This is a genomic window from Pseudomonas sp. SORGH_AS_0211 (genome assembly GCF_031453455.1).
Taxonomy (GTDB): domain Bacteria; phylum Pseudomonadota; class Gammaproteobacteria; order Pseudomonadales; family Pseudomonadaceae; genus Chryseomonas; species Chryseomonas aestiva.
Map to the genome: position 1 here is coordinate 4677239 of NZ_JAVIZV010000001.1, position 22238 is coordinate 4699476.

17 protein-coding genes and 1 tRNA gene are annotated in these 22238 nt (G+C 65.7%); 13 read left to right on the plus strand and 5 right to left on the minus strand.

All coding sequences use genetic code 11. The features are described from left to right. Window positions 1-30: 30 nt before the first annotated feature. Window positions 31-1365, minus strand: coding sequence for an MFS transporter (locus QE393_RS21665; RefSeq protein WP_310045574.1), 1335 nt, complete (start codon window positions 1363-1365; stop codon window positions 31-33). Window positions 1366-1529: 164 nt separating this feature from the next. Between QE393_RS21665 and QE393_RS21670 the strand changes: the two genes are divergently transcribed. From QE393_RS21670 to QE393_RS21725, 12 genes are all read left to right on the plus strand, one after another. Beyond that, the gene (locus QE393_RS21670) at window positions 1530-1853 is read left to right on the plus strand and encodes a thioredoxin family protein (protein ID WP_310045575.1); all 324 of its coding nucleotides are present in this window, start codon (window positions 1530-1532) and stop codon (window positions 1851-1853) included. A gap of 146 nt (window positions 1854-1999) precedes the next feature. Then, window positions 2000-3805 carry a phenylacyl-CoA dehydrogenase gene (locus QE393_RS21675; protein WP_187980524.1) on the plus strand — a complete coding sequence of 602 codons (1806 nt, stop codon included), beginning with the start codon at window positions 2000-2002 and terminating at the stop codon, window positions 3803-3805. 185 nt (window positions 3806-3990) lie between these two features. Continuing rightward, a complete protein-coding gene (locus QE393_RS21680) occupies window positions 3991-5760 on the plus strand; it encodes an acyl-CoA dehydrogenase C-terminal domain-containing protein (RefSeq protein ID WP_310045576.1) in 1770 nt (589 codons plus the stop codon). A 359-nt stretch (window positions 5761-6119) separates the two neighbouring features. After that, complete coding sequence (locus tag QE393_RS21685; protein WP_007159763.1) at window positions 6120-6278, plus strand: YqaE/Pmp3 family membrane protein; 159 nt, start codon at window positions 6120-6122, stop codon at window positions 6276-6278. Between the two features lie 260 nt (window positions 6279-6538). Then, the gene (locus QE393_RS21690) at window positions 6539-10075 is read left to right on the plus strand and encodes a response regulator (RefSeq protein ID WP_310045577.1); all 3537 of its coding nucleotides are present in this window, start codon (window positions 6539-6541) and stop codon (window positions 10073-10075) included. A gap of 3 nt (window positions 10076-10078) precedes the next feature. Beyond that, on the plus strand, window positions 10079-10897 hold the full coding sequence (locus QE393_RS21695) for a protein-glutamate O-methyltransferase CheR (protein WP_310045578.1): 819 nt from the start codon (window positions 10079-10081) through the stop codon (window positions 10895-10897). Window position 10898: 1 nt separating this feature from the next. Beyond that, on the plus strand, window positions 10899-11486 hold the full coding sequence (locus QE393_RS21700; protein ID WP_310045579.1) for a chemotaxis protein CheB: 588 nt from the start codon (window positions 10899-10901) through the stop codon (window positions 11484-11486). Beyond that, a complete protein-coding gene (locus QE393_RS21705; protein ID WP_273805758.1) occupies window positions 11479-12675 on the plus strand; it encodes a hybrid sensor histidine kinase/response regulator in 1197 nt (398 codons plus the stop codon). The genes QE393_RS21700 and QE393_RS21705 overlap by 8 nt, the downstream gene beginning before the upstream one ends. Before the next feature lie 96 nt (window positions 12676-12771). Further along, window positions 12772-13590, plus strand: a complete 819-nt coding sequence (locus QE393_RS21710) for an NAD(P)-dependent oxidoreductase (protein ID WP_310045580.1) — start codon at window positions 12772-12774, stop codon at window positions 13588-13590. Window positions 13591-13601: 11 nt separating this feature from the next. After that, the gene (locus QE393_RS21715) at window positions 13602-14480 is read left to right on the plus strand and encodes an SMP-30/gluconolactonase/LRE family protein (protein ID WP_273805760.1); all 879 of its coding nucleotides are present in this window, start codon (window positions 13602-13604) and stop codon (window positions 14478-14480) included. Window positions 14481-14641: 161 nt separating this feature from the next. Further along, entirely contained in the window at window positions 14642-15901 is a 1260-nt protein-coding gene (locus QE393_RS21720) for an acyltransferase (protein WP_273805761.1), read from the plus strand. A 58-nt stretch (window positions 15902-15959) separates the two neighbouring features. Continuing rightward, window positions 15960-16541, plus strand: a complete 582-nt coding sequence (locus QE393_RS21725) for a DUF4337 domain-containing protein (RefSeq protein ID WP_273805762.1) — start codon at window positions 15960-15962, stop codon at window positions 16539-16541. A gap of 66 nt (window positions 16542-16607) precedes the next feature. Here the strand turns inward: QE393_RS21725 and QE393_RS21730 are convergent. The 4 genes from QE393_RS21730 to rpsU form a co-directional block, all read right to left on the minus strand. Beyond that, a tRNA-Ile gene (locus tag QE393_RS21730) sits at window positions 16608-16684 on the minus strand. A gap of 104 nt (window positions 16685-16788) precedes the next feature. Beyond that, window positions 16789-18642 carry an RNA polymerase sigma factor RpoD gene (gene rpoD / locus QE393_RS21735; protein WP_187980515.1) on the minus strand — a complete coding sequence of 618 codons (1854 nt, stop codon included), beginning with the start codon at window positions 18640-18642 and terminating at the stop codon, window positions 16789-16791. A gap of 76 nt (window positions 18643-18718) precedes the next feature. Beyond that, a complete protein-coding gene (gene dnaG / locus QE393_RS21740) occupies window positions 18719-20626 on the minus strand; it encodes a DNA primase (RefSeq protein ID WP_310045581.1) in 1908 nt (635 codons plus the stop codon). 163 nt (window positions 20627-20789) lie between these two features. Next, the gene (gene rpsU / locus QE393_RS21745) at window positions 20790-21005 is read right to left on the minus strand and encodes a 30S ribosomal protein S21 (RefSeq protein WP_007159750.1); all 216 of its coding nucleotides are present in this window, start codon (window positions 21003-21005) and stop codon (window positions 20790-20792) included. A 205-nt stretch (window positions 21006-21210) separates the two neighbouring features. On the opposite strand from rpsU, the gene tsaD reads away from it, so the two are divergent. Beyond that, window positions 21211-22236, plus strand: coding sequence for a tRNA (adenosine(37)-N6)-threonylcarbamoyltransferase complex transferase subunit TsaD (gene tsaD / locus QE393_RS21750; protein ID WP_273805764.1), 1026 nt, complete (start codon window positions 21211-21213; stop codon window positions 22234-22236). Window positions 22237-22238: the final 2 nt, after the last annotated feature.

The window sequence follows — 22238 nt, forward strand, 5'->3', positions numbered from 1 at the left end:
GGAGGAAGTGCCGCTCATGAGACGAGCGGTTTAGCCGCGCACCGCGCGATAGCTGACCTCGCCGCCTTCGCTGACGTCGTCCAGGTCGATCCGGGAGGTCTCCGGCAGACTCAGGCCCCCGACCAGGCCCAGCAGGGCGACCAGGATCAGGTAGAGCGCTGGCGAGAGGTTGCTGCCGGTGGCGCCGATCAGCCAGGTCGCCATCAGCGGGGCGGTGCCGCCGAAGATGGTATAGGCCAGGTTGTAGGTAATGGCACCGGCGGTGTAGCGCGTGCGGGTCGGGAAGACCTCGCTGAGCAGCGGCGCGGTCACCACGTTGCACAGTACCGCCCCGGCGCCAAGCAGCAGGGAACCCAGCAGGGCGCTGCCGAACTGGCCACTGCTGGCCAGCAACAGCGCCGGATAGACGCCCACCGCCAGGACCAGGCTGGCCAGCAACGTGGTCATGCGCCGACCGATGCGGTCGGTGACGCGCCCCAGCACCGGGCAGGCGGCTGCGGCGGCGAACAGGGTGATCAGGCTGATGGCCAGCGCCGCGGCCCGGTCGAAGCCGCCGGCCAGCTGTAGGTAGGTGGAGAAGTAGGTGGTGAACATATAGAAGGACAGCGCCGTCAGCGAAATGAAGGCGCCCAGGCGCAGGATGGAGCGGCCTTGCAGCCTGAGCGTCTCGCCCAGCGGCGAATGGCTGACCTCATGGTCGGCTTCCAGGGCCTGGAAGGCCGGGGTCTCGTCCAGCTTCAGCCGCAGGTAGAGGCCGATCAGACCCAGCGGCGCGGCGGCCAGGAAGGGAATGCGCCAGCCCCAGTCGGCCATGGTGGCGGCGCCCAGCAGCCGCTCCAGGCCCCAGGCGGTCAGGGCCGCGCTGGCGAAGGCGAGAAAGGTCGAGACCGGCACGAAGCTGCCATAGCGCCCGCGTCTATCGCGCGGCGAATGCTCCATCACGTAGGCGCAGGCACCCGCGTATTCGCCGCCGGCGGAAAAGCCCTGAGCGCAACGGATCAGCGTCAGCAGTATCGGTGCCCAGATGCCGATGGTGGCGTAGCTGGGCAGGATGCCGATCAGCGCCGTGGCGCCGGCCATGATCAGGATGGTCAGCGCCAGGACCCGTTTACGGCCGATGCGGTCACCCAGCAGGCCGAAGACGATGCCGCCCAGCGGTCGGAAGGCGAAGGCCACGGCGAAGACGGCAAAGGTCTTGAGCAGCCCGGCGGTGGCGTCGCCACTGGGAAAGAAGTGCGCGGCGATCAGGGTGGCGAGAAAGCCATAAAGGGCGAAATCGAACCATTCGACGAAATTGCCGATGGACGCGGCGGAGATGACCTTGCGCAGGGTGGCGGGTGAAACGGAAGTCGCTGTCTGGCTCATGGCGGGCCTCGGGAAAGGGCGGAGACGGAGGCAGAAATGGAGCGCCTTGTTTTATTGTCGGGAGATCGGGGCGTACCGCAGCTTCGACCCTAATCCTTTTCCCGTGACCGAGCAGTCCCGCCAGCGACTTGTCCACCGTTGGAACCGACTTCAGGAGCCCAGCCATGACCATGACGACCACCTATGCGGAAAAGGAGCCCGCCCGCACCGAGGTCGACGCCCTGCCGGGTGTCACCCTGCTGGAGTTCGGCGCACCCTGGTGCGGCCACTGTCGTGCCGCCCAGCCGCTGCTGGCCACGGCGCTCGCGGACTACCCCGGCGTGCGCCATCTCAAGATCGAGGACGGCCCCGGCCGCCGCCTGGGGCGCTCCTTTCGCGTCAAGCTCTGGCCTACGCTGATCGTGGTCAAGGACGGCCAGGAACTGGCGCGGCTGATACGTCCGGCGACGGCGGCAGCCCTGCGCGAAGCCCTGGCCGAAGCGGACTGACCGGTCGCTCCGCTCGTCCTCGCCGCGCTTGACAAGGCCAGGCCTGGAACATTAGTTTCAAACAACTGTTTAAACGCCCTGGCGGAAGGTCTGCAGCGACGCTGCCGCCACCCTCGACAACAAGCATTCGCAAAGAGGTAACAGTCATGCCCGATTACAAAGCCCCCCTGCGGGACATCCGCTTCGTCCGCGACGAACTCCTGGGCTATGACGCGCACTACCAGAGCCTGCCCGGTTGCGGCGACGCCACGCCCGACATGGTCTCCGCCATCCTCGAAGAAGGCGCCAAGTTCTGCGAACAGGTACTGGCGCCGCTCAATCGCATCGGCGACCAGCAGGGCTGCACTTGGAGCGAAGAAGGGGTGAAGACCCCCGATGGCTTCAAAGAAGCCTATGCCCAGTTCGTCGAGGGCGGCTGGCCGAGCCTGGCGCACAACCCGGCCCACGGTGGCCAGGGCCTGCCCGAGTCCCTTGGCATCTCCCTGTCGGAAATGGTCGGCCAGGCCAACTGGTCCTGGGGCATGTACCCCGGCCTATCGCACGGCGCCATGAACACCCTGGAGCAGCACGGCACCGACGAGCAGAAGCACACCTACCTGGAAAAGCTGGTGACCGGCGAATGGACCGGCACCATGTGCCTGACCGAACCCCACTGCGGTTCCGACCTGGGCATGCTGCGCACCAAGGCCGAGCCGCGCGCGGACGGCAGCTACGCCATCACCGGCACCAAGATCTTCATCTCCGCGGGTGAACACGACATGGCCGAGAACATCGTCCACATCGTGCTGGCCCGCCTGCCCGACGCCCCCGCCGGCACCAAGGGCATCTCGCTGTTCATCGTGCCCAAGCGCCTGCCCGACGCCAGCGGCGCGGCCGGCGAGCGCAACGCCGTGCACTGCGGTTCCCTCGAACACAAGATGGGCATCCACGGCAACGCCACCTGCGTGATGAACTTCGACGGCGCCACCGGCTTCCTGATCGGCCCGCCGAATCGCGGTCTGAACTGCATGTTCACCTTCATGAACTTCGCCCGCATCGGCACCGCCCTGCAGGGCCTGGCCCATGCCGAGGTGGCCTTCCAGGGCGGTCTGAAGTACGCCCGCGAGCGGCTGCAGATGAGATCCCTGACCGGTCCCAAGGCACCCGAGAAGCCCGCCGATCCCATCATCGTGCACCCCGACGTGCGTCGCATGCTGCTGACCATGAAGGCCTTCGCCGAGGGCAGCCGGGCGATGATCTACTACACCGCCAAGCTGGTGGATATCCTCAAGTACAGCCAGGACGAGGAGCAGAAGCAGCAGGTCGAGACCCAGATGGCCTTCCTCACCCCCATCGCCAAGGCCTTCATGACCGAGGTGGGTTTCGAGGCGGCCAGCCACGGCGTGCAGATCTATGGCGGCCATGGCTACATCGCCGAGTGGGGCATGGAGCAGAACCTGCGCGATGCGCGTATCGCCATGCTCTACGAGGGTACCACCGGCATCCAGGCCATCGACCTGCTGGGCCGCAAGGTGCTGATGACCCAGGGTGAATCCCTCAAGGCCTTCACCAAGGTGGTGCACAAGTTCTGCCAGGCCAATGCCGAGAACGCCGAACTCAAGGCCTTCGTCGAACCGCTGGCCAAGCTGAACAAGGAGTGGGGCGAGCTCACCCTCAAGGTCGGCATGGCCGCCATGAAGGATCGCGAGGAGGTGGGTGCCGCCGCCGTCGACTACCTGATGTACTCCGGCTATGTCTGCCTGGCGTACTTCTGGGCGGACATGGCCCGGGTCGCGGCCGAGAAGCTGGCCGCCGGCACCGACGAGGCCGCCTTTTACCAGGCCAAGCTGGCCACCGCGCGCTTCTACTACGAGCGCCTGCTGCCCCGTACCCGTGCCCACGCCGAAGCGCTGCTGGCCGGCGCCGGCAGCCTGATGGCCCTGGCCGAGGAAGACTTCGCCCTCGGCTACTAAAGGCCGCAGCTCCACTGAAAACCCCGCTCCGGCGGGGTTTTTGTCTTTTCGCGGCCGCGAAAAAACACCCAACGCAGACCTCCGATCGGCTGACCGTTAGGTCAGATCATGAACCTATGTCTCCCTTTCGGTTCGGTCTTACACTCGACTCATACCGACAAGAACACCTTCCGAGGAGACTCGACATGGCTGACTACACCCCGCCGCTTCGCGATATCCGTTTCGTGCTGGATGCCGTCCTCAAGGTCAAGGACCGCTGGAGTCAGTGGCCTGCCCTGGCCGAGGTGGTGGACGGCGAGACCGCCGATGCCATCCTCGAAGAAGCCGGCAAGCTGTGCGCCCAGGAACTGGCGCCGCTCAATCGCAATTCCGATGAGGAAGGCTGCCACTGGCAAGCCGGGGAAGTGACCACGCCCCAGGGCTTCCGCCAGGCCTACCAGGCCTTCGCCGAGGGTGGCTGGGTCGGTGTCGGTGGCGATCCCGAGTACGGCGGCATGGGCATGCCCAAGGTGCTCACCGCCCAGGTCGAGGAAATGATGCACGCCAGCTGCCTGGCCTTCGGTCTCTATCCGATGCTCAGCGCCGGTGCCTGCCTGGCCCTGCACGCCCATGGCAGCGCGGAACTGAAGCAGGCCTATCTGCCCAACCTCTACAGCGGCCAGTGGGCCGGCTCCATGTGCCTGACCGAGCCCCACGCCGGTACCGACCTGGGTCTGATCCGCACCCGTGCCGAACCCCAGGCCGATGGCAGCTACCGGGTCACCGGCACCAAGATCTTCATTACCGCCGGCGAGCACGACCTCACCGAGAACATCATCCACTTGGTGCTGGCCAAGCTGCCCGATGCGCCGGCCGGCTCCCGGGGCATCTCGCTGTTCCTGGTGCCCAAGATCCTGGTGGACGAGGCGGGTGCCCTGGGCGCGCGCAACGCCGTGGCCTGCGGCTCGCTGGAACACAAGATGGGCATCAAGGGCGCCGCCACCTGCGTGATGAACTTCGATGGCGCGGTCGGCTACCTGGTGGGCGAGGTCAACAAGGGCCTGGCCGCCATGTTCACCATGATGAACTACGAGCGCCTGGGCGTTGGCATCCAGGGCCTGGGTTCGAGCGAGCGCTCCTACCAGAATGCCCTGGCCTATGCCCGCGAGCGCCTGCAGAGTCGTTCGCCGGCCGGTATCCAGCAGGCCGCCAAGAACGCCGATCCCATCATCGTCCATCCCGATGTGCGGCGTATGCTGCTGACCATGAAGGCCCTGAACGAAGGCGGCCGGTTGTTCTCCAGCTATGTCGCCCTGCAACTCGACACCGCCAAGTACAGCCCCGAACCGATCGAGCGCGAACGTGCCGAGGCCCTGGTGGCGCTGCTGACCCCGGTGGCCAAGGGCTTCCTCACCGATCTCGGCCTGGAACTCTGCGTAGCCGGTCAGCAGGTGTTCGGCGGCCATGGCTACATCCGTGAGTGGGGCCAGGAGCAACTGGTGCGCGACGTGCGCATCACCCAGATCTACGAGGGCACCAACGGCATCCAGGCTCTCGATTTGGTCGGCCGCAAGCTGGCCGGTAGCCGCGGGGCGCTCTATCGGCCCTTCAGCGAAGAGGTCCATGGCTATCTCGCCGGTCTGCCGGCGGACAATGAATTCGCCGCACCTCTGCGCCAGGCGCTGGATCAGCTGGACGGGGCGACCGAATGGCTGCTGCAGGCCGGCGCCAGCGATCCCCACGAACTGGGAGCGGCCTCGGTGGACTACCTGCACCTGTTCGGCTATGTCGCCTATGGCTACCTCTGGGCCCGGGCGGCGGCCGCTACGGCGGATCAGGAGGCGACCTTCGCCGAAGCCAAGCTGGCCACTGCGCGCTTCTATTTCGCTCGCCTGCTACCGCGCACCCTGAGCCTGGCGGCGGCCGTGCGCAGTGGCGCCCAGCCGCTCTACGCCCTGGCCGAGGAGGAGTTCTAAGCTGTTGACCGGCAAGGTAAAAAGCCATGCCCTGTAAGCTTTGGCTTACACGACGTCACCGCGATAAGCCATCGCCTAGTCTTGGATAGCTGCGTAATCTACACCCATCGGATCGCGGTACAGGATGTACCCAGCGCTCCAGATGATTTCAAGGAAATGTGGCCAGGATGGCCCCCCGGCACGGATGTCGGGCAGAGACTTACAGGGATAGATGGCCAAGGATTGGCGGCCTGACAGGGATGTCGGGTTAAGTCTGCGAAACCCCGCCTCGGCGGGGTTTTTTATTGCCTGCCGGAACCTGGTTCAGGCCCTGCCAGTCTTAGAGGCATCTTCTTGCCTGACCGCTACTGGAGCCTGAAATGGACCTCATCCGCCTTATCTTCGCCATCATCCTGCCGCCCGTGGGCGTCTTCCTTCAGGTCGGCTTCGGCGGCGCCTTCTGGCTCAACATCCTGCTGACGCTGCTGGGTTACATTCCGGGTATCATTCATGCCGTCTGGGTGATTGCCCGTCGCTGACCTGAGAGGCGGACGCGCGTTGCGCGTCCCCATCGACTAGTCGGTCTGCAAGCCCGCCGCCATCAGGGCGACAGCGCCAAGGCATATGGCGTACACGGCCGGCACGTGCGTGTTCCGCAGGCTTTTCGAGAAAGCCCGGCCAAGGCGTGGCGGGGTTTCTGATCGATTCTTGGTCGTGACGCTGCGGGTGACGGCACCCACCGCAGACAGAGGCTTCACCGCCGCCGACCGTTTCGTCCCGTACAAGGCTTTCAGACCTCATGAATCGCGAGTCGCCCCTCGACCAGAAGCACTTCAGCCAGATCCTCAAGCGCAATCTTTCCCTGCCGCTGAGCATCGGTGTCTTCAGCGCGATCTTCTTTATCGCCATCATCTATTACCTGCTGAGAGTCACCCAGTGGGTCGAGCACACCGACCGTGTCATCAGCGAGGCCAACGCCAACTTCCGCCTGGTGGTCGATCTGGAAACCGGGATGCGTGGCTACCTGCTGAGTGGCAACACCAGCTTTCTGCAGCCCTATGAGCGCGCCCTGCCCAACGTCGAGCCGCAGCTCGACGAGCTGAAGAGTCTGGTCAGTGACAGTGCCGTGCAGATCCGTCGCCTGGAGCGGATCGAAGCGGTGCATCGCGAGTGGCGCGACTATGCGAGCCGGGTGATCGATGCGCGGCGTTTGGGTGGAGACTTCCAGACGCCGCTGAACGACGGTCAGGGCAAGAACCGCATCGACAGCATCCGCCGCGACTACAGCGATTTCATCGCCTACGAAGAACAGATGCGCGCCGAGCGTACCGAGACGGCCAGCCGCATGACGGTGGTGTTCGTCGCCGCCTTCCTCATCGTCAGCCTGCTGCTGTCGGGCATCATGGCCTTCTTCGGACGCCGCGAGCTCATGCGGCTTTCCGCGACCTACACGCGGTTGCTCGACCAGCAGGCCGAGCACACCGACAACCTGGAGCGGCAGAGCTGGTTCCGCTCCGGCCAGAATCAGCTGTCGGAAGCGGTGATCGGCCAGGCGACGCTGGCGCCGCTGGGACAGAGCATTCTGCAATTCCTGGCGCGCTATCTCGGCGCCGCGGCCGGTGCCCTCTATGTGCGGCTCGACGACGGCAGCCTGGAGCGCGTCGCCGACTATGCCCTCGACGACGAGGGGCGTCGCCGGCGCCAGCGCCTTTCACCGGGCGAGGGTCTGGCCGGGCAGGCCGTGCTGGACGGTCGCCTCGTGGCGCTCGACCAGTTGCCCCTCGACTACCTCAAGGTCAATTCGGCGCTGGGCGAGCGCCAGGCCAGCGCGGCGCTCATCGTGCCCATCGAGAACGATGGCCGGGTGAATGGCGTGGTCGAGCTGGGCTTCCTGCGCGCCCTGCGTCCGCAGGACGAAGAATTGCTGACCCTGATCGCCGATTCCATTGGCTCTTCGGTGGAGGCCGCGCGCTATCGCCAGCGGCTGCAGCAGGTGCTGGCGGAAACCCAGCAACTCAACGAAGAACTCCAGGTGCAGCAGGAAGAACTGCGCACCGCCAACGAAGAGCTGGAAGAACAGTCGCAGGCGCTCAAGGAATCCCAGGTTCATCTGGAGCAGCAGCAGGCCGAACTGGAGCAGACCAACGAGCAGCTCTCCGAGCAGGCCCAGGAACTGCTGCAGCAGCGCGACGTGCTGGACGACCGCAACAATCGCCTCAACGACGCCCAGCAGCTGCTGGAAGACCGGGCACGCGAGCTGGAACGGGCCAGCCAGTACAAGTCCGAATTCCTGGCGAACATGTCTCACGAATTGCGCACGCCGCTGAACAGCTCGCTGATCCTCTCCAAGCTGCTGGCAGACAACCCGGCCGGCAACCTTAGCGGCGAGCAGGTGCGCTATGCCGAATCCATCTATTCGGCAGGCAACGACTTGCTCACCCTGATCAACGACATCCTCGACATCTCCAAGGTCGAGGCCGGCATGCTGGAAATCCGCCCGGAGCAGATGTCCGTGCGCCGCCTGGTGGAAGCCCTGAAGACCGCCTTCGAGCCGGTGGCCCAGAACAAGGGCGTTGCCTTCGTGGTGGAGCTGGACGCGCGGATGCCGCCGGCCTTTTTCAGCGATCGCCAACGAGTCGAGCAGATCCTCAAGAATCTGCTGTCCAACGCCTTCAAGTTCACCGAGCACGGCCAGGTCACCCTGCGCCTGTCGCTGGAAGACGGCCAGCCCAGCTTCGCCGTGAGCGATACCGGCATCGGCATCGCCGCCGAGCAGCAGGAGCTGATCTTCGAGGCCTTCCGCCAGGCGGATGGCGCCATCACCCGTCGCTACGGCGGCACCGGCCTGGGGCTGTCGATCTCCCGCGACCTGGCGCTGCTGCTGGGTGGCACCCTGAGCGTCACCAGCCAGCCGGGCGAGGGCAGTACCTTCACCCTGCGCCTGCCGCTGGAGTATCAGGAAACCGCCGCGCCCGGTCTGCCGGTGACGCCGATCATGGCCCCGGCGCAGGCCACCACGCCGGTTGCAGCACCTGCGCCCCTCGCCACCCTGGCCGCTACCCCGCGTCCGCCCGCAGCGCCGCCGGTCACCGAGGCAGCGGCGCCTGTGGCAGCTGCCTTCGCTGACGACCGGGACAGCTGGCCCTATCCGGATCGTCGAGTGCTGGTGATCGAGGACGAGGTGCCCTTCGCGCAGATCCTCTTCGATCTGGCCCACGAGCTGAAGTACAGCTGCCTGATCGCCCACCGCGCCGAGGAAGGCTTCGCCGCGGCGCTGGAGTACCGCCCCGACGCCATCCTGCTGGACATGGGGCTGCCGGATCATTCCGGCCTCACGGTGCTGGAGCGGCTCAAGGAAAATCCCCTGACCCGGCACATCCCGGTGCACGTGGTCTCGGCCTCGGATCGCATCGAGACGGCCATGCACATGGGCGCGGTCGGCTACGCCATCAAGCCCACCACCCGCGACGAATTGCGCGAGGCCTTCACGCGGCTGGAAGCCAAGTTCGCCGCCGGCATCAAGCGGGTGCTACTGGTGGAAGACGACGCCCTGCAGCGCGACAGCATCGCCAAGCTGATCGGCGACGTGGACGTGGAGATCACCGCGGTGGAGATGGGCAGCCAGGCCCTGGAACTGCTGCGCGACGAGGTCTACGACTGCATGGTCATCGACCTCAAGCTGCCCGACATGGAAGGTGGCGAACTGCTCCAGCGCATGGCCAGCGAAGACATCTGCTCCTTCCCGCCGGTGATCGTCTACACCGGTCGCAGCCTGACCCGCGACGAAGAAGCGGCGCTGCTCAAGTATTCGCGTTCCATCATCATCAAGGGCGCGCGCTCGCCGGAACGGCTGCTCGACGAGGTGACCCTGTTCCTGCACAAGATCGAGGCCGACATGCCGCTCGATCGCCAGCGCATGCTGGAAAGCGCCCGCAGCCGCGAAAAGGCCTTCGACGGCCGCACCCTGCTGCTGGTGGATGACGACGTGCGCAACATCTTCGCCCTCACCAGTGCCCTGGAGCAGAAGGGCGCCAAGGTGGAGATCGCCCGCAACGGCCTGGAAGCGCTGGAGAAGCTCGACAACAGCGACACCATCGACCTGGTGCTGATGGACATCATGATGCCGATGATGGACGGCTACGAAGCCATGCGCGAGATCCGCAAGCGGCCGCACATGAAGAAGCTGCCGATCATCGCCATCACCGCCAAGGCCATGAAGGACGACCAGGAGCGCTGCCTCGCCGCCGGCGCCAGCGACTACCTGGCCAAGCCCATCGACCTGGACCGGCTGTTCTCGCTGATCCGTGTCTGGATGCCGTCGCTGGAGCGGCTGTAGGTCATGAGCGAACGGCTGCAGGACATCGAGCTGAGGTTGCTGCTGGAAGGCATCTTCCTGAGATACAGCCACGACTTCCGCAATTACTCCAAGGCCTCGCTCAAGCGGCGGGTGCTGCAGGCGCTGACGCGCTTCGACTGCCCGAGCATCTCGGCGCTGCAGGAGCGGGTCCTGCGCGATCCGGCGCTGTTCGCCGAGCTGCTGCAGTTCATCACCATCCCGGTGAGCGAGATGTTCCGCGATCCGGGTTACTTCCTCGCCCTGCGCCAGCAGGTGGTACCGGTCTTGCGCACCTATCCCTCGCTCAAGGTGTGGATCGCCGGCTGCAGCACCGGCGAGGAAGTCTTCTCCATGGCCATCCTGTTCCAGGAGGAAGGGCTGCTCGACCGTACGCTCTTCTATGCCACCGACATCAATCCGCGCTCCATGGAAAAGGCCCGCCAGGGCATCTTTCCGCTGGAGCGGATGCGCGCCTACACCGCCAGCTACCAGAAGGCCGGCGGCACCCGAGCGTTTTCCGACTATTACACCGCGGCCTACGACGGCGCCCTGTTCGACAAGTCACTGATCGCCAATGTGACCTTCGCCGACCATAGCCTGGCCACCGACAGCGTCTTTTCCGAGACGCAACTGGTGTCCTGCCGCAACGTGCTCATCTACTTCAACAAGAATCTGCAGAATCGGGCGCTCGGCCTGTTTCACGAGTCCCTGAGCCACCGCGGCTTTCTCGGCCTGGGTAGCAAGGAGTCGCTGGACTTCTCCGCCTACGCCAGTCACTTCGAGCCGGTGGTGAAGCAGGAACGGCTGTTCCGCAGGCTCTAGCATGTTCCCGCCCCTGAAGCCGTTGCGCCTCATCGTCATCGGAGCCTCTGCCGGCGGGCTGCAGGTGCTGCTGCGCCTGCTCTCGACCCTGCCGGCCAGCTTCCGCCTGCCGCTGGCGGTAGTGCTGCACCTGCCGGACGACCGCAATTCGCGCCTGGCCGAGTTGTTCCAGGCGCGGCTGGCCTTGCGGGTACGCGAAGCCGAGGACAAGGACGCTATACTGCCCGGCACCCTGTATTTCGCGCCGCCGGGTTATCACCTGCTGGTGGAGGACGACTTCACCCTGTCGCTGTCACGCGACGAGCCGGTGCAGTTTTCCCGGCCGTCCATCGATGTCCTGTTCGAAAGCGCGGCCGATGCCCTGGGCGAGCAGGTCTGCGGCGTCCTGCTCACCGGCGCCAACCAGGACGGCGCCAGCGGCCTGCACGCCCTGGCTCGGAATGGAGCGGTCACCGTCGTCCAGTCGCCGCAGTCGGCCGAGGTACCGACCATGCCCGAGGCGGCGCTGAAAAGATTCCACCCGGATTTCGTGCTGGATGTGCCGGGCATCCATCTATTGCTCATCGAGCTGGAACGCGACCATGGCTGAAGTACCCGTCGAACAGGCGAAGCTCCTGCTCGTAGACGACCTGCCGGAAAATCTCCTGGCACTGGAAGCCCTGCTGCGCAGCGAGGCGCTGGAAATCTTCCAGGCCAGCTCCGCCGAGGCCGCGCTGGAGCTCCTGCTGATGCACGAATTCGCCCTGGCGATCCTTGATGTGCAGATGCCGGGCATGAACGGTTTCGAGCTGGCGGAGATGATGCGCGGCCTGGAAAAGACCCGGCACATTCCCATCGTCTTCGTCAGCGCCGCTGGCCGCGATCTCAACTATGCCTTCAAGGGCTACGAGAGCGGGGCGGTGGACTTCCTGCACAAGCCCCTCGATGTCCATGCGGTCAAGAGCAAGACCCGGGTCTTCGTCGACCTCTACTGGCACCGCAAGCGCCTGGCCGAGCAGCTGGTGGCCCTGGAGCAGAGCCGTCAGGAACAGGAGATCCTGCTGGCCGAGTTGCGCCAGACCCAGGTCGAGCTGCAGCAGGCGGTCCGCACCCGCGACGACTTCATGTCCATGGTCTCCCACGAACTCAAGACGCCGCTCAACACCCTGATGCTCGAAGCCCAGCTGCGCCGCATGTATCTGGACAAGGGCAAGCTGGAGGCCTTCACCCCCGACAAGCTGGCCGGCATGGCCGAGCGCGACGAGCGGCAGATCCAGCGCCTGGTGCACCTGATCGACGACATGCTCGACATCTCGCGCATCCGCACCGGCAAGCTGTCCATCCGCCCCTCGCAATGCGATCTCGCCGCCCTGGTCAATACCGTGGTCGACAGCTTCGCCTCGCAATTCGCCGCCGCCGGTTGCCCGGTGGAGCTGCACGCGGAAGGCCCGGCGCCTGGCTACTGGGATGAATTCCGCATCGAGCAGGTGATCACCAACCTGTTGACCAACGCCATGAGATACGGCGCCGGGCGTCCGGTGGCGATCTCCCTGCGCAGCGATGGCGCCGACGTAGAGCTGAGCGTCAAGGACCACGGCATCGGCATCCCGGTGGAGCATCAGGCGCTGATCTTCCGCCAGTTCGAGCGCGCCAGTGGCACCGAGAACATCGCCGGCCTGGGCTTGGGCCTCTATATCGCCGACCAGATCGTCAAGGCGCACCATGGCAGCCTGCACGTGGAAAGCATCGCCGGGCAGGGCGCGACCTTCCGCCTGCGGCTGCCTTGCCTGCCGGCCTAGGTAGCATTGACAGGACCCCGGTCGCCCGCGAGAATCGCGAAAAGAGGTGGGATGTCGTACCTCTTGCCAGATAACTCCATAAGAAGGCGCCCGCTCATGTCCGAAGTCTCCTCGTCACCTTTCCATCGTCTGCTGCTGACCGGTGCTGCCGGCGGTCTGGGCAAGGAGCTGCGCCAGCGGCTCAAGCCCCATGCCGAGATCCTGCGGCTGTCCGACATCGCGCCGATGGCTGCGTCCCAGGGGCCAGCGGAAGAGGTGGTCACGTGCGACCTGGCGGACAAGGCGGGCGTCCATGACCTGGTGGAAGGCGTCGACGCCATCCTGCACTTTGGCGGCATCTCCACCGAGCATGCCTTCGAGCCCATCCTCGAAGCCAACATCCGCGGCACCTTCAATCTCTACGAGGCCGCGCGGCGCCATGGAGTGAAGCGCATCGTCTTCGCCAGCTCCAACCATGTCATCGGCTTCTATCGCCAGGACCAGCGCATCGACGCCAGCGTGCCCCAGCGTCCGGACAGCTACTACGGCCTGTCCAAGGCTTTTGGCGAAGACCTGGCGACCTTCTATTTCGATCGCTATGGCATCGAGACGGTGAGCATCCGCATCGGCTCGTCCTTTCCCGAGGCGCAGAATCGCCGCATGCTCGCCACCTGGCTGAGCTACGAAGACCTGACCGACCTCATCCTGCGTAGCCTGACCACCCCGGACGTCGGCCACACCATAGTCTATGGCGCCTCCAACAACCGCGACAGCTGGTGGGACAACCGCCTGGCCGCGCACCTGGGCTTCCAGCCCAAGGACAACTCCGAGCAATTCCGCGCCAAGGTCGAGGCCCAGCCGATGCCGGCGGCGGACGATCCGTCTCTGGTCTACCAGGGCGGTGCCTTCGTCGCCACCGGTCCCTTCGACGACTGAGGAGGGCCGCCATGACTGCCGAATTGCTCGTCGATGCCCGCAACGCCACTGGCGAATGCCCGGTCTGGCACGTCGCCGAACAGGCGCTCTACTGGGTCGATATCCCGGCCAAGCGGCTGCATCGCTGGACCCCGACGGGTGCGCTGGACAGCTGGAGCGCGCCGGAAATGCTCGCCTGCATCGCCGCCCGCGCAGGCGGCGGCTGGCTCGCCGGCCTGGAAAGTGGCCTCTTCGCCCTGCAGGCCGAGGCTTGCGGCCAACTCAGCGGCGAGCGCCTGGTCGCCCTCGACCATGCCCAGCCGGCCATGAGATGCAACGACGGTCGCTGCGATCGCCAGGGTCGCTTCCTGGTGGGCACCATGGTGCAGGACATGGCGCAGGGCGCCCCGGCTGGCCGCCTCTACAGTCATACGGCCGGCGAGGGCGCCCGGCTGCTGCTGGACGACCTCATCGTCCCCAACGGCCTGGCCCTGAGCCCCGATGGCCGCATCCTCTATCTGTCCGACTCCCATCCCAGCCGCCAGCTGATCTGGGCGTTCGACTACGATCCCGACACGGGCACACCCGGCAACCGGCGGCTGTTCGTCGACATGAACGGCCATCCCGGCCGGCCTGATGGTGCTGCGGTGGATGTCGACGGCTGCTACTGGATCTGCGGCAACGATGCCGGCCTCATCCATCGCTTCACGCCCGACGGTCGCCTGGATCGCTCCCTGGCCGTGCCGGTCAGGAAGCCGGCCATGTGCGCCTTTGGCGGACGCAACCTGGACACCCTGTTCGTGACCTCCATCCGCCCGGGTGGCGATCTGAGCGATCAGCCGCTGGCGGGTGGTCTGTTCGCCCTGGACCCTGGCGTGCAGGGGCTGGCGGAGCCTGCCTTCGCCGGCTGAATCGGGCCCGGTTTCAGAGGCCGCAGGACTCCCGAACGGCGGTGTCCTGAGCGGCGCCTGGCAACCCTGGGAAACCGGTTGTCATGCTTTTGTCATGAACATCGGCAGGGCTCACGCCCAGGCGGCTTATAATCAGGTCTTATCCGCCGTAAACCGCCGCCATGACCTCTTCAACCGCAAGCCGCCCCACTGCCCGTTACTACGGCCTGGAATGGCTGAGATTCCTCATGGCGCTGTACATGGTCGTCTACCACCTGGGCGGGCTCTACAGCGATCTGCCGGATGCCTTCCGCCGCCTGGCCGGCATGGGCTTCTTCGCCACCAGCACCTTCTTCCTGCTCTCCGGTTTCCTGCTGGCCCATGTCAGCCTGGATCGCCAGGGCGCACTCAAGGGCAGCTCGCGCGGTTTCGTCTTGCGCCGGCTGTGCAACCTCTATCCCATCCACCTGCTTACCCTGCTGGTGGCCCTGGGGCTGTCCTACTGGCTGTCCCAGGACTCCTGGCTGGAACACGGGGTGCCGGTCTACTACAACCAGCATCCCTATCTGCAGCTGGAGGAGGGCAGCGCGCTGGACGAGATGCTGCCGCTGTCCTGGCTGGCCGCCACCACCCACGTACTCCTGCAACTGCTCCTGCTGCAATCCTGGGAGCCGCGCTTTCTCTGGCTCAACGGCGCCGCCTGGTCGATCTCGGCGCTGCTGTTCTTCTACCTGCTGTTCCCGCTGCTGGGCCCGCGGCTGATGCGCCTGCGTCGCTGGGCCCTGGCCGCCGCCGCGCTCTGGGGGCTCTATCTGCTCGGCCCGCTGGTGGCCACCTGGGCCCAGGCCTTCGATACCGTCACCGTGGGCGTCATCCATCGCAATCCGCTGATCCGCCTGCCGGAATTCCTGCTCGGCATCCTGCTCTATCGCGCCGTGCAGGAGCCCTGGGTGGCCGAGACGACCCAGCGCCTGCGCGTGCCGCTGCTGCTGTTTGGCCTGACCGGCCTGTGGCTGGGCGCCCTGCTGCTGGAAGGCGATGGCCGCCGCTGGTTCTACCTGGTCCACAACGGCTTGCTGACGCCCTTCCAGGCGGCGGTGCTGCTGGCCTGCGCCACCTTCGGCGAACCCGGCCGCGCCGGCGTGCGCCGCCTGGCCCAGCGCCTCGGCGAGGCCTCGCTGTGCATCTTCGCCGTCCACACCCCGCTGATCGGCGTGCTCGAACCCTGGACCCGTACCCTGCTGGGCTGGATGCACCTGGCCGGCGACAGCCTCGAAGACCTGGCCGAAGACGTCGGCGAGGTGCTGGCCCTGCCCATCCCCATACCCGGCTGGATGCTGCCGCTGCACCTGGTGCTCATCGTCCTGCTCGGCCTGGCCATGCAGCGCTGGGTGGCCGGTCCGCTACGCCGCTGGCTGCAGGCGCGATTGCCCAACTCTTAAGAAGGCCTTAAGCCGACTGGACTAGCCTCGCCGCAGGAATCCGCAGCGGAGCTAGGTCTTGTCCAGCGAATACGAAGTCCACGGTCCCCACGACCACGAGGTGGAACACGCCGCCCACGGCGCCCATCGCCGCGACAGCCTCACCGGCCGCATTGCCGTCACCACCGCCATTCTCGCGACGCTGGGCGCCCTCTGCGCCTACCAGGGCGGCAACGCCGAGAGCCTGGCGCTCTACTACAAGAACGAAGAAGCCATCGCCAAGACCGAAGCCGCCAACCAGTGGGGCTACTACCAGGCCAAGGGCGAAAAGCAGAACCTCGCCGACCTGGGCGCCGCCCTCGCGACCAACCCCGACACCGCCCAGCGCTTCACCCAGGACAGCCAGCGCTACGCCCAGCAAAAGGCCGAGATCCGCACCAAGGCCGAAGCCCTGGAGGAAAAGGTCATGGCCAACGAAGCCCTGAGCGAAACCCAGCTCCACCGCCACCACCGCTGGGCCCAGGCCACCATGCTCATGCAGGTCGCCATCTCCCTGGCCGCCATCACCCTGCTGACCCGGCGGCGCTGGTTGCAGGCGGCGGTGTATGGGGTGGCGGGGGGAGGAGTGGCTGTAGGGGTGTTGGCGCTGTTGCACGTCTGAGTGGCAAAAGCGTGAAGCGCGAATCGCAGGCACAAAAAAGCCGCGCAACGCGCGGCTCCTGAAAGCTGGTGGGCCCACACGGACTCGAACCGTGGACCAAAGGATTATGAGTCCTCTGCTCTAACCAACTGAGCTATAGGCCCTATAGCGCGGAGGAGTATACCGGGGGTGGCGGGGATCGCCAAACCCTTGTCGGGCATAAAAAAACCGGAGCCTGGGCTCCGGTTTCGGGTGCAGCGTGGGCGCCTTACTCGTCGAGGAAGGAGCGCAGGTGTTCGCTGCGGGACGGGTGGCGCAGCTTGCGCAGGGCCTTGGCTTCGATCTGGCGGATACGCTCGCGGGTGACGTCGAACTGCTTGCCCACTTCCTCGAGGGTGTGGTCGGTGTTCATGTCGATGCCGAAACGCATGCGCAGGACCTTGGCTTCACGGGCGGTGAGGCCGGAGAGCACGTCGCGCGTGGCTTCCTTAAGGCTTTCGCTGGTGGCCACCTCGATCGGGGACTGCATGGAGCTGTCCTCGATGAAATCGCCCAGGTGCGAATCTTCGTCGTCGCCGATGGGCGTCTCCATGGAGATCGGCTCCTTGGCGATCTTGAGCACCTTGCGGATCTTGTCCTCGGGCATCTCCATGCGCTCGCCCAGCTCTTCCGGGGTCGGCTCGCGACCCATCTCCTGCAGCATCTGGCGGGAGATCCGGTTCAGCTTGTTGATCGTCTCGATCATGTGCACCGGAATCCGGATGGTGCGCGCCTGGTCGGCGATGGAGCGGGTGATGGCCTGGCGAATCCACCAGGTGGCATAGGTGGAGAACTTGTAGCCACGGCGGTATTCGAACTTGTCCACCGCTTTCATCAGGCCGATGTTGCCTTCCTGGATCAGATCGAGGAATTGCAGACCACGGTTGGTGTATTTCTTGGCGATGGAAATCACCAGGCGCAGGTTCGCCTCGACCATTTCCTTCTTGGCGCGGCGGGCCTTGGCCTCCCCGATGGACATGGCGCGGTTGATGTCCTTGATCTGCGAGACTTTCAGCTCGTAGTCACGCTCCAGCTCGGCCAGCTGAGCCTGCTTGGCCTTGATGTCGGCCTGGAAGCGCTCGAGACCCTCGGCGTACTTGGGCTTGCCCTTGAGCAGGCCGGCGGTCCATTCGGTGTTGGTCTCGTTGCCGGGGAAGTGACGCAGGAAATCGGCACGCGGCATGCGCGCATCGCGCACGGCGAGCTGCATGATGGCGCGCTCGAGGCCACGCACCCGCTCCAGGGATTCGCGCACGCGGATCACCAGGGCTTCGTACTGCTTGGGCACCAGCTTGATCGGCGAGAACAGTAGGGCCAGGGCGACGAATTCTTCCACGGCGTGGTCGTTGTCGCGGCCGTGCTTCTTCAGCACCTTCTTGGTCTTTTCCAGCTGCTCGGCAACCGCGCCGAAACGCAGGCGAGCCTCTTCCGGATCCGGACCGCCGTCGCCTTCTTCCTCGTCGGCGTCGTCGCTCTCTTCCTCGTCGTCCTTCTCGTCGTCCACGGCCTTGGCATCGGTGGCCTTGTTCGGGACGGGCAGGACCTCGCTCTCGTTCGGCAGGCTGCCGTCGTCGGGATCGATGTAGCCGGCAAGGACGTCGGACAGGCGACCGCCTTCGGTGGTGACGCGGGTGTATTCGCTGAGGATGTAGTCGACGGTGCCCGGGAACTGGGCGATGGCGCCCATGACTTCGCGGATGCCTTCCTCGATGCGCTTGGCGATCTCGATCTCGCCTTCGCGGGTCAGCAGTTCCACGGTGCCCATTTCACGCATGTACATGCGCACCGGGTCGGTGGTGCGGCCGACATCGCTTTCCACCGCTGCCAGGGCGGCGGCGGCTTCTTCGGCGGCGGCTTCGTCGGTATCGGTTTCCGCCAGCAGCAGGGCATCAGCGTCCGGCGCGGTCTCGAATACGTTGATCCCCATGTCATTGATCATGCGGATGATGTCTTCCACCTGTTCCGGATCTGAAATATCCTCCGGTAGGTGGTCATTGACCTCCGCGTAAGTCAGGTAACCCTGCTCACGACCGCGGGCGATCAATTCTTTCAGACGGGATTGCTGTTGCGCTTTTCCGGACATAGGTACCCTTCCACTGAAGGCTTAGGCGGGCAAAAATAGCTGAACATTATAGCCGGTTAGACGGTGGTCGTGCCAGTTAGGTCACGGACCCCGCCGGACGGCTGAGGAGTTCGCGTAGGCGGTCCTTTTCTTCGGAGCTCAGTTCGCTCTGTCGCGCCTTGCGTAGGAGTTGCTCCAGCGAGCGATCACGCTGGCTGGCGGCTAACCTCGTTATGGTGTCGAAAAACTGTTGTTCAAGGTTGTCGCCGGCAATCAGCCACTCTTTTTCCGCCAGGGCGCGCAGCAGTCGGCCCTGTTCGGTGCCGTGCCAGCGAGCGATGAGCGCCAGGGTGCTCTGTCCCGGCTTCTTCTGCAGCGCCTCGACCAGGGCGACCAGCAGCTGGGCGTACTGATCGCTTTCCTCGGCCAGGTTGCGGGCGTCCTGCACCGCCTGGGCCAGGTTCGGGTGGTGCAGCAGGCTGCGCAGCGCGGCCAGCACCGGGGTCTCCACCTTGACCGGTGGCTGACGGGGTGCGCGTTCGCCGCCGCCCTTACCGTTGAAATCCTTTTTCCAGCCCTTGCCCTCGCGCCCGCCCTTGCCCTCGCGGCGTGGCGTCCACTGCTGCTGCGCCGGCGCTTCCTCGGCATGGGCGTAGGCGTAGTCGCCATAGTCCATGGGTGGCGCATCCTGCGCCGGTGCGGAAGGCGCCAGCTGGCTCAGGGCGTCGTTGCCGAGACCGGTGAGTTCGCTCAGGCGCTGGCGCATCAGCAGGCGCAGGTTGTTGCCGGGAATCTTCTCGATCAGCGGCGCCGCCAGGGTGGCCAGATGCGCCTTGCCCTCCAGGGTGGCCGGATCCGCTTCGATCATCAGCTGCTGGAAGAAATACTCGGCCAGCGGCTGGGCCTGCTGGACGAAGCGCGCCTGGAAGGCATCCGCGCCCTCGGCGCGCACCAGGGTGTCGGGGTCCTCGCCTTCGGGCAGGAACAGGAAGCGCACCCGGAAGCCATCCTTGAGCACCGGCAGGGCCGATTCCAGGGCGCGCCAGGCGGCGCTGCGGCCGGCCTGGTCGCCGTCGAAGCAGAACAGGATGCTCGGCACGATGCGGAACAGCCGCTTGATGTGCTCTTCGCTGGTGGCGGTGCCCAGGGTGGCCACGGCATTGCGGATGCCTTGCTGAGCCAGGGCGATGACGTCCATGTAGCCTTCCACGACGAGGATCTCGTCCAGGTCGCGGTTGTGCTTGCGTGCCTCGAACAGGCCGTAGAGTTCCTGGCCCTTGTGGAAGACCGGAGTTTCCGGCGAGTTGAGGTACTTGGGCTTGTCGTCGCCCAGTACCCGGCCACCAAAGGCGATCACCCGGCCACGGCTGTCGCGGATCGGGAAGATCACTCGGTCGCGAAAGCGATCGTATCTCTTGCCGCTCTCGGCGTTCTCCACCAGCAGGCCGGCATCAAGCATGGCCTTCTGTTGCAGGTCGTCGCCACCCAGGTGCTTGCCCAGGTTGTCCCAGCCTGGCGGGGCGAAGCCCAGGCCGAAGTCCCGGGCGATCTCGCCGGTGAGGCCGCGCTTCTTCAGGTAGTCCACCGCCGCCTGGCGCTTGGGATGGTTGCGCAGCGCCAGGCGATAGAATTCGGCGGCCGCGGCCAGCAGCGGATAGAGCGGCGAGTCGGTGGGTTGCCGCGGCTTGCGCCGGCCGCCGCTCTCTTCGCGCGGCACGTCCACGCCGGCCTTCTTGGCCAGTTCCTCGACCGCCTCGGGAAATTCGAGGTTGTCGTGGTCCATGATGAAGCCCAGGGCGTTGCCGCCGGCGCCGCAGCCGAAGCAGTAGTAGAACTGCTTGTCGGGGCTGACGCTGAAGGAGGGCGTCTTCTCGTTATGGAAGGGGCAACAGGCCATCCAGTTCTTGCCGGCCTTCTTGAGCTTCACCCGCGCGCCCACCACTTCGACGATGTCGGTGCGGTTGAGCAGGTCGTCGATGAAGCCTTGCGGGATGAGTCCGGCCATGGTCAGCGTCTGGATAGAGGAGCAAAGAGCGGAGGGTGGGGCAGGCCAGATGGCCAGAAGGAGAGTCTAGCGCCAGCGGGCGCCTGGGCGAAGCGGGAAGGCCAGAAACAGACAACCCGACCAGAGGTCGGGTTGTGTGATGACGCCAGAGGAGCGCTGTAACTCAGTACAGGCGCTCGCGACGGCGCTGCTCGCGCTGTACTTTCTTGGCGTGGCGCTTGACCGCGGCGGCAGCTTTACGCTTGCGCTCGGCGGTGGGCTTTTCGTAGAACTCGCGGCTACGCACTTCGGCCAGTACACCGGCCTTCTCGCAGGAACGCTTGAAACGACGCAGCGCTACGTCGAAGGGTTCGTTTTCTTTGACTTTGACGTTGGGCATCCAGGTCGTACCTTCAAATTTACCGAGGTTTAATCCAACGCTAGCGGCAAAAGGGCACGGGAAGCGTCGGTTTTTAAGGGTTGCGGATAGTAACGCTTCAACTGCCCCGCTGCCAACCCCCGGCGGACGAAAAGCGCTGGCCGGTGCTGGAAGCGGCGCTTATCATGCGCAGCCTGACATTCTATACCCTCGAAGGCTTATCTCCATGCGTGTTCTGGGACTGGAAACGTCCTGCGATGAAACCGGCGTCGCCCTCTACGACAGCGAGCGTGGCCTGCTGGCCGATGCGCTGTTCAGCCAGATCGATCTGCATCGCGTCTACGGTGGCGTGGTACCGGAGCTGGCCTCGCGCGATCACGTCAAGCGCATGCTGCCGCTGATCCGCGAAGTGCTGGAAGAGGCGGGCAGCCGTCCCGCGGATGTGGACGCCATCGCCTACACCGCCGGCCCCGGCCTGGTCGGCGCCCTGCTGGTGGGTGCGGCCTGCGCCCAGGCGCTGGCGCTGGCCTGGGGCGTGCCTGCCCTGGGCGTCCACCATATGGAAGGCCATCTGCTGGCGCCCATGCTCGAAGAGCAGCCGCCGCAATTCCCCTTCGTCGCCCTGCTGGTGTCCGGTGGCCATACCCAGCTGGTGCAGGTCGATGGCATCGGCCGCTACAGCGTGCTCGGCGAGTCCCTGGACGATGCCGCCGGCGAGGCCTTCGACAAGACCGCCAAGCTGCTGGGCCTGAGCTATCCCGGGGGACCGGAGATCGCCCGTCTGGCCGAGCGTGGCGTCGTGGGACGGTTCGTCTTTCCGCGGCCCATGACCGATCGACCCGGTCTGGAATTCAGTTTCAGCGGCCTCAAGACCTTTACCCTCACCACCTGGCAGCGCTGCCGGGCGGCTGGTGACGACAGCGAGCAGACCCGGTGCGACATCGCCCTGGCCTTCCAGACGGCGGTGGTCGAGACCCTGGCGATCAAGTGCAAGCGCGCGCTGAAGCAGACCGGGCTCAAGTCGCTGGTGATCGCCGGTGGCGTCAGTGCCAACCGGGCGCTGCGCCAGAACCTGGAGCAGATGCTCGGCGAGCTGGGCGGCCAGGTCTTCTATGCGCGGCCACGCTTCTGCACCGACAACGGCGCCATGATCGCCTACGCCGGTTGCCAGCGCCTGCTGGCCGGCCAGCAGGAAGGTCCAGCCATCGCCGTCAAGGCACGCTGGCCCATGGAGCAACTGGCGGCGCTCTGAGA